We start from the raw sequence: 8,312 nt of genomic DNA on the forward strand, positions 1-8,312 counted from the left end.
GCGGTAGCCTTACCTGCTTCAGAAGATACGATCGCTCCATTGACAACATCGGTCAAATCACCTTTAAAAGCATCAAACCCTCTTAAACGATGATTTATGATAGCTTCACCCGAAGTCGCCGTTAATAGTTTATTACGAAGTCCAATTAATCCTCTTGAAGGAATATCAAACTCTAAGTGTTGCAAATCACCTTTTGGCTCCATTACCAACAAATCACCCTTACGCATAGTAACCAGATTGATCACTTTACTTGAAGATTCATCAGGAACATTAACAACTAGTGTTTCATAAGGTTCAGATTTCACACCTTCAATATCTTTAATAAGAACTTGGGGACGACCAACTTGAAGCTCATACCCTTCCCTTCTCATGGTTTCTATTAAAACTGATAAATGTAATATCCCTCTACCAAAAACATTAAATTTATCTTCAGTATCGGTATCTTCAATTCGAAGTGCTAAATTCTTTTCAGTTTCTTTATACAATCTATCACGTAAATGACGAGATGTTACATATTTACCTTCCTTACCATAAAATGGAGAATTATTAATTGTGAATAACATACTCATAGTAGGCTCATCTACTTTTAATCTTGGCAATGCTTCAGGGTTTTCTATATCTGCGATGGTATCACCAATATCAAATCCTTCAATTCCTGTAATTGCGCAAATATCTCCACTTCTAACTTTAGCTGCTCTATCTTTTCCTAAGCCTTCAAACGTGTGTAACTCTTTAATTCTTACTTTTTTAAAGCTTCCATCCGCTTTACAAAGCATATAATCTTTTCCTTCTTCTAAATCACCTCTAAATACACGTCCAATTGCAATACGACCAACAAAAGATGTAAAATCTAATGATGTAATTTGCATTTGAGGCGTTCCTTCTTGGTAGGGTGCTTCAGGAATATTTTTTACAATAGAATCTAATAATGGAATAATATTATCCGTTTCATCTTTCCAATCGTAACTCATCCAACCTTGCTTGGCTGAACCATAAACTGACTCAAAATTTAGTTGTTCTTCTGTTGCATCTAAAGCAAACATTAAATCGAATACTTTATCATGTACCAAATCTGGTGTACAGTTTGGCTTATCAACTTTGTTAATAACCACAATTGGAGTTAAACCAAGTTCTAAAGCTTTACCTAACACAAAACGAGTTTGTGGCATAGGACCTTCAAAAGCATCCACTAATAATAAAACTCCATCGGCCATTTTTAAAACACGCTCTACTTCTCCACCAAAATCGGCGTGACCAGGTGTATCAATAACATTAATTTTTACACCTTTATAAATGATAGAAACATTTTTAGAAAGTATAGTAATTCCTCTTTCACGTTCCAAGTCATTATTATCTAATAATAAATCAGTACGTACTTTACGTTCATCTAAAATGTGAGCTTGGTCAATAATTTTATCAACTAACGTTGTTTTACCGTGATCGACGTGTGCTATAATTGCTATGTTTCTTATAGATTGCATATATTATTTTTTAACAGGTGGCAAAAGTAGTTGTTTTATTTTGTTTATTTCGAAAAAAATTAAAGAATGATAGATATCATAAAAAATTAATGCTGAACTTTTTATGTTTGTTCGAAATTATCTAGTTATGAATTTATTAAATAGTATCGCATTATTTAACTGGAACTGGGGTGTTATAGGTTCTGCATTTATGTTTTTAGTATTTCTAGGACTAATTGTAGCCCTGATCATGTTAATGAGAACAGGTAAAAAGAAAGAAGAATAGTATTTCAATTATTACTTCAATAAAAAAGAGCTCTTAAATAAGAGCTCTTTTTTATTGCATATGTAATCTAAATCTTACGTCGTTCACGTTCACGTTTTAATAATTCTAGCTCTCTATTCGTTTGTCCAGCTACTGAAGTATTTTCTTCCGCACGTCTAATCAAATAAGGCATTACATCTCTAACCGGTCCAAAAGGCAAATATTTAGCCACATTATAACCTTCTTTAGCTGAATTATAACTTATATGGTCACTCATTCCATATAGTTGTCCAAACCAAACTCGCTTATCATTTCTTTCTAATTGATATTTTTCAATTAAATCCATTAATAAATAGGAACTTTCTTCATTGTGAGTTCCTGAAAAAACAGCCATATCATCAATATTTTCAATCATATATTGTTGCACATCATTGAACATATTATCTGTTGCATTTTTATCTACACAAATTGGATCTTTATAACCATACTTTTCAGCACGCTCACGTTCTTTTTCCATATAGGCTCCGCGCACCAATTTCATACCAATTTTAAAACCCTGTTCTTTAGCTCTTGCATGTAGCTTTTTTAAATAATCCAATCGATCCCAACGATATAATTGTAAGGTACCAAATACAATTACTTTTTGTTTATTGTATTTTACCATCATTTCTTCAATTAAATCATCAGCTGCTGTTTGCATCCACGTTTCTTCAGCATCAATTAACAATGGAATATCTGCATCAAAAGCAGCTTTTGCAACGGTATCATAGCGCTCTTTTACACGTTTCCATTCAACTACTTCATGAGGATCCAGTTCTTTGCCTTCCGTTATTTTTTGATAAATTTCGAATTTTCCAAAACCTGTAGGTTTAAACACTGCAAAAGGTAAACTTGCTTTTTCTTTACCAAATTTAATAGTGTTTAACGTTTTTTCCATTGCTAAGTCAAAATGCTCCTCAACTTGCTTTCCTTCAGCTGAATAGTCTAATACAGAATGTACGTTCTTTGTATACATTTTATCTATAATTGACATACAATCTTTTTCTGTTACCCCACCACAAAAGTGATCAAAAACAGTTGCTCGAATAATACCTTCAACAGGTAAATAAGCTTTTAATGCAAATTTTGTTACCGCAGTTCCAATTTTTACAAGTGGTTCGCGTTTTATCATTTCAAACAAATAAAAAGCTCTATCTAGCTCAGTATTCGATTTTATAGCAAAAGCTACTTCTGTATTATCAAATAATTTTTCCATATTAAATCATATTTACACAAAGATACTACCAATGAGTTTATTTTTTCATTTTTTTACCCTTAATTTGCATTAAAATATTATCCTAAATGACACCTATTTTATCTAATAATTACTACGTTCATTTTAATGAAGCTGCTTATGCTAAATTGAACGAATATATCTTAAATACTAATCCTTCTAGTCTATTTATTTTAGTTGATGAAAATACAAATGAAAATTGTTTACCTATTCTATTACAAAATCTTGAAACTACTAGCCCTATAGAAATTATTGAAATTGAAGCTGGTGAAGAACATAAAAATTTAGAAACGTGTACTGGAGTTTGGAATGCGCTAACTGAATTGGGTGGTGATAGGAAATGCTTACTTATTAATTTAGGGGGTGGTGTTATTACAGATTTAGGTGGTTTCGTGGCATCAACATTTAAACGTGGAATAGCATTTATAAATATACCAACCACGTTATTAAGTATGGTAGATGCTTCTGTAGGTGGAAAAACTGGAGTAGACCTTGGAGTATTAAAAAATCAAATTGGGTTATTTTCGAATCCTGAAATGGTACTTATAGATCCTACCTATTTAGAAACAGTTACTGAACGTGAATTACGTTCTGGATTAGCTGAAATTATCAAATATGGACTTACCTATGATATTTCAATTTGGAACACCGTAAATTCATTTAAAAATTTAACGCTGAGCAATTTAAACACTTTAATCCATCGTTCTATTGAAATTAAAAATGAGGTAGTAACCAAAGATCCTAAAGAAGCTGGAATACGCAAAGTGCTTAACTTTGGACATACGTTAGGACACGCCATTGAATCTTATTATTTAGAAACTGAATCTAAAGATATTTTAACACATGGTGAGGCAATAGCAGTTGGGATGGTGACAGAAGCCTATATCTCTCACAAATTATATCATTTTCCTCTCGAAGAAGTCAAAAACATAAAAAGTGTTATTCTGAAAATTTATGGTAAAATTGATATCGAACCTTCAGATTATCAAGCTGTTATTGAGCTACTGATTCACGACAAAAAAAATATTGCGGGCAAAGTAAATTTTGTGCTACTTACTAATTTTGAGCATTTTAAGTTAGATTGTGAGGTTGAAATTGCGCTACTCAAAGAAGCTTTAGATTATTATAGTGCTTAAATTTTAGTTAGTTTAACATTTATTTATTATCTTTAAAATGTTCTCTTAATTATTGATAAAGTAATAAATGAACCTCATGTTTCTTAATTTAAATTAAGAAATGAAATCATGCAATTATGATTAAAGAAGGTCCCACATACGAAGAGTTACTAGCCGAAAACTATATTTTAAATGAGCATAAAATAAGTAATGAAAATTACAGTGCCATATTTGAAAATATGTGGGAAGGTTTTGCCCACTGCAAATTACTTTATGAAGAAAATGAGCCCAATGATTTCATCTATATTGAAGTTAATCGAGCATTTTACCATCAAACCGGTTTAAAACAGGTTACTGGTAAAAAGATTTCGGAAATACTCCCTAACCATAAAAGAGAGAATAAAGAATTATTCAAATTATATATAAGAGTTTCTCAAACAGGAAAATCAGAAAAAATTGAAACTTTTGTTCCGGAATTGGGAAAATGGTTTTATCTATCTGTTTTTAGTATCAAAAAAGATCATTTTTTTGTGATATTTAATAATATTACAAACCGTAAACAAAATGAACTTCAACTTATTAATCATGAAAAACAATTAGAAACCCTCAATGAAACAAAAGACAAACTTATTTCAATTATTGCACACGATTTAAGAAGTCCGTTTAACAGTATTATAGGTTTCTCAGAGTTGTTAATTGAAGAAGTAGAACATTTTGAAATTGAAAAAATCAAAAGGTTTTCTGAAATTATTAATACCAGCTCCGTAAATACTCTTAATTTATTAGATAACTTATTGCATTGGGCGAAAACACAAACAAATCAACTTAACTTTTCCCCAGAAAAAATCGAAATATCTAGTATTATAAATGAAGTCTTAAAGACTCTTGAATCTACTGCAAAATTTAAAAATATTTCTTTAAATTATTATCAAAAAACTCCAAATTTAGTTGTTCATGCTGATTTGAATATGCTAAAAACTATTTTACGGAATCTTATTTCTAATTCTTTAAAATTTACGAAATCAGAGGGATTTATAAATATTTATACCCAAAAAATCAGCAATAAAGTTGAAATATCTATAGAAGATAATGGGATTGGAATGAATGAAGCAACAAGAGTAAATTTATTTAAAATTCATAAAGACTCAACATTAGGCACAGCGAATGAAAAAGGTTCTGGTTTGGGGTTATTGCTTTGCAAAGAACTAATTGAAAAGCATAAAGGTGAAATTTTTATTGAAAGTGAAGAAGGAAAAGGTACTACATTTAAATTTACCCTACCAATAGACTAAATTTTAAACTTAACAAAATCTACATAAAATCAATATTAACAACAATCTTTAATAACTTCTCTATAGATTTCTTTATAAGCAGGCAACACATTTTCTAAACTAAACTCTTTTGCTTGTGCAAGTGCGTTGTTCTTAAACTCTTGTAATGTCTCTAAATTTTTTAAAATAGCGATACCATTTTTAGCCATATCATCGGTATCACCAACATTACTTAAATAGCCAGTTACTCCATGTATATTAACTTCTGGTAACCCTCCTGAATTGGTAGAAATAACAGGTGTTCTCGCTGCCATAGCCTCCAATGCTGCCAAACCAAAACTTTCTGTTTCTGAAGGAAGCAAAAATAAATCTGAATAACATAATAATTTATTCACCTCATTACTATTTCCCATAAATAATACTTTATCTAGTATATTTAAATCTTTGGCTTGACATTCAATATGTTCTCGATCTGGACCTTCACCAACTAAAATTAATTTTGAAGGAATTTCCTTTTGAATTTTATAAAAAATATCAATCACATCGGAGGCTCTTTTTACTGGGCGTAGATTACTTACGTGACAAATAATTCGTTCATCTTCACTTGCAATTGTATGTCGTAAACACTCTTCTGAACCTATTTCAGGATATTGTTCAAAATCAATAAAATTGTGAATGACTTTAATTTCTTTCTTAATATTGAATAATCTTAAGGTATCTCTTTTTAAACTCTCAGAAACTGTAGTAACAACATCAGAATTATTGATACTAAATTCAACAGCTGTTTTATAATTTGGGTGACTTCCAACTAAGGTAATATCTGTTCCATGAAGGGTTGTAACTACCTTAATATCAATCCCTTTTTCCTTCAACATTTGCTTTGCCATAAATGCCGCGTATGCGTGTGGAATTGCATAATGAACATGTAAAATTTCTAAATTATACATTTCTACAATTTCTACCATCTTACTAGACAATGCTAATTCATAAGGTTGAAATTGAAATAAAGGATATTCTTCAACAAAAACTTCGTGAAAGTGAATATCATTTGATATAAAATCGAGTCGTACAGGCTGCTTATAGGTTATAAAATGTACATGATGATCTCTTTGAGCGAGAGCCATACCTAACTCAGTTGCTACTACTCCACTTCCTCCGAACGTTGGATAACAAACAATACCTATTTTCAAACTTTTATATTTTTTATTTTCAATGGTAAATATAGGGGTAAAATAGGAATATAGTATGGAATAAATTATAAATTAATCATAAAAAAACCTCTAAAGTAATTTACAAAAGAGGTTTTAAAATTTATAATAAATGTGAACTAATAATCTCCTAATGTCTCAGGATTTTGATTTAATGCATCAGCTAATTGCTCATCGCTTGGCGGTTTTCCATGCCAAGCATGCGTATGCATCATAAAATCAATACCATTTCCCATTTCTGTATGTAATAAAATACAAACTGGTTTTCCTTTTCCTGTTAACGATTTAGCTTTTGTTAAACCAGATTTTATACTTTCCACATCATTTCCTTCTTCAATATCTAAAACAATCCATCCAAAAGCTTCAAATTTAGCTCTTAAATTACCTAATGGCATGACATCATCTGTAGCACCATCAATTTGCTTTAAATTGTAATCTACCGCAGCAATATAATTGTCAATTTTTTTTCCTGCAGCATACATTGCAGCTTCCCAAATTTGACCTTCTTGTAATTCACCATCTCCGTGCAATGAGTATACTAATTTGTGATCTCCATTTAGCTTTTTTGCCTGAGCAGCTCCAATAGCAACACTCATACCCTGACCTAAAGAACCAGAAGCTATTCTCACACCTGGCAAACCTTCGTGCGTTGTTGGGTGACCTTGCAAACGCGTATTTAATTTTCTAAATGTTGCTAATTCTGATACTGGAAAAAATCCGCTTCTTGCTAAAACACTATAATAAACAGGAGAAATATGTCCATTTGATAAAAAGAATAAATCTTCATTTTTACCATCCATAGAAAATTCAGTAGAATATTCCATAACTTCTTGAAAAAGGACCGTTAAAAACTCGTTACAACCCAATGATCCTCCTGGGTGACCAGATTTCACAGCGTGAACCATTCTAACAATATCTCTTCTTACTTGTTGTGCAAAATCTTGCATTTCTCTTGTAGTTGCCATTTATTGTTGTTTAATTTAATTTCAAGTTTCAAAAATAGTATTTTTGAAACTTGAAATACTAAATTTTATGCATAAAGTTATTGAAGTATTATTAACATATCATGTTTTTTGCTTTTTCTTCTTTGCAGCTGGAAACAACACATTATTTAAAATTAAACGATAGCCCGGAGAGTTAGGATGTAAATCGAGTTCTGTTTTAGGATCTCCTACTCTATGCTGATAATCTTCTGGGTCGTGACCACCGTAAAATGTAAACATCCCTTTTCCTTTTACACCATGAATATATCTAGCTTCTCTATTGGTTTTATTTTCTCCTAAAACTAATACGTTTGATTTTACACTTTCACGTTCAAATGAAGTTGTTTGTCCCATAAACCCTTTCACTAATTGCGTATGGTTTTGGCATAACATGGTTGGAATTGGATCCCATTTAGCTGAATATTCCTTCAATGAAAAGTAATCTGAAGTTCTTTTTATAGATGAACGTTTTCGTGTCATATCTATAGAGGAAAATTCATACTCTTCAGGGTTTCTAACTAAAGTAAAGTCTTTGAATGCTAACGTTTTATTAAAGTCAATTTTATACTGATAATCCATTTCTGAAGGATCACCATCAAACATAGTTTCGCAAATATCTACTCCTTCAGCAGCTAAAGCAATATCAAAACTATCCGTGGCTGAGCACATCGCAAACATAAAACCACCTCCTATAACAAAATCTCGAATTTTTGTTGCTACTGCTAATTTTTCATTAG

The 8,312-nt window shown here is 31.1% G+C and carries 7 protein-coding genes and 1 pseudogene; 3 read left to right on the top strand and 5 right to left on the bottom strand.

Annotated features, from left to right (window positions below):
• Window positions 1-1,481, bottom strand: a 1,481-nt coding sequence (locus HKP59_RS07630) for a GTP-binding protein (RefSeq protein WP_291805254.1), incomplete at its 3' end; no start/stop codon positions are given.
• Between the two features lie 127 nt (window positions 1,482-1,608).
• Here HKP59_RS07630 and HKP59_RS07635 point away from each other — a divergent pair.
• Window positions 1,609-1,746, top strand: a complete 138-nt coding sequence (locus tag HKP59_RS07635) for a hypothetical protein (RefSeq protein ID WP_291805256.1) — start codon at window positions 1,609-1,611, stop codon at window positions 1,744-1,746.
• 67 nt (window positions 1,747-1,813) lie between these two features.
• Here the strand turns inward: HKP59_RS07635 and HKP59_RS07640 are convergent, their stop codons facing one another.
• Window positions 1,814-2,980: a proline dehydrogenase family protein gene (locus HKP59_RS07640; RefSeq protein WP_291805257.1), complete on the bottom strand. Its 1,167-nt coding sequence runs from the start codon at window positions 2,978-2,980 to the stop codon at window positions 1,814-1,816.
• Between the two features lie 86 nt (window positions 2,981-3,066).
• On the opposite strand from HKP59_RS07640, the gene aroB reads away from it, so the two are divergent.
• Both aroB and HKP59_RS07650 read left to right on the top strand, forming a co-directional pair.
• On the top strand, window positions 3,067-4,134 hold the full coding sequence (gene aroB, locus HKP59_RS07645; RefSeq protein WP_291805260.1) for a 3-dehydroquinate synthase: 1,068 nt from the start codon (window positions 3,067-3,069) through the stop codon (window positions 4,132-4,134).
• 116 nt (window positions 4,135-4,250) lie between these two features.
• Window positions 4,251-5,405 carry a HAMP domain-containing sensor histidine kinase gene (locus HKP59_RS07650; RefSeq protein WP_291805262.1) on the top strand — a complete coding sequence of 385 codons (1,155 nt, stop codon included), beginning with the start codon at window positions 4,251-4,253 and terminating at the stop codon, window positions 5,403-5,405.
• Window positions 5,406-5,440: 35 nt separating this feature from the next.
• On the opposite strand, the gene bshA is transcribed toward HKP59_RS07650, so the two are convergent.
• The 3 genes and pseudogenes from bshA to HKP59_RS07665 all read right to left on the bottom strand — a co-directional run.
• Complete coding sequence (bshA, locus tag HKP59_RS07655; RefSeq protein WP_291805263.1) at window positions 5,441-6,574, bottom strand: N-acetyl-alpha-D-glucosaminyl L-malate synthase BshA; 1,134 nt, start codon at window positions 6,572-6,574, stop codon at window positions 5,441-5,443.
• A gap of 137 nt (window positions 6,575-6,711) precedes the next feature.
• Window positions 6,712-7,557 (bottom strand): transketolase, encoded by an 846-nt coding sequence (locus HKP59_RS07660; RefSeq protein WP_291805264.1) that lies wholly within the window; start codon window positions 7,555-7,557, stop codon window positions 6,712-6,714.
• A gap of 99 nt (window positions 7,558-7,656) precedes the next feature.
• Window positions 7,657-8,312, bottom strand: a pseudogene (locus HKP59_RS07665) (asparagine synthetase B); the annotation flags it as partial.

This window comes from Lutibacter sp., assembly GCF_013041805.1.
In the GTDB taxonomy this organism is placed as follows: Bacteria; Bacteroidota; Bacteroidia; order Flavobacteriales; family Flavobacteriaceae; genus Lutibacter.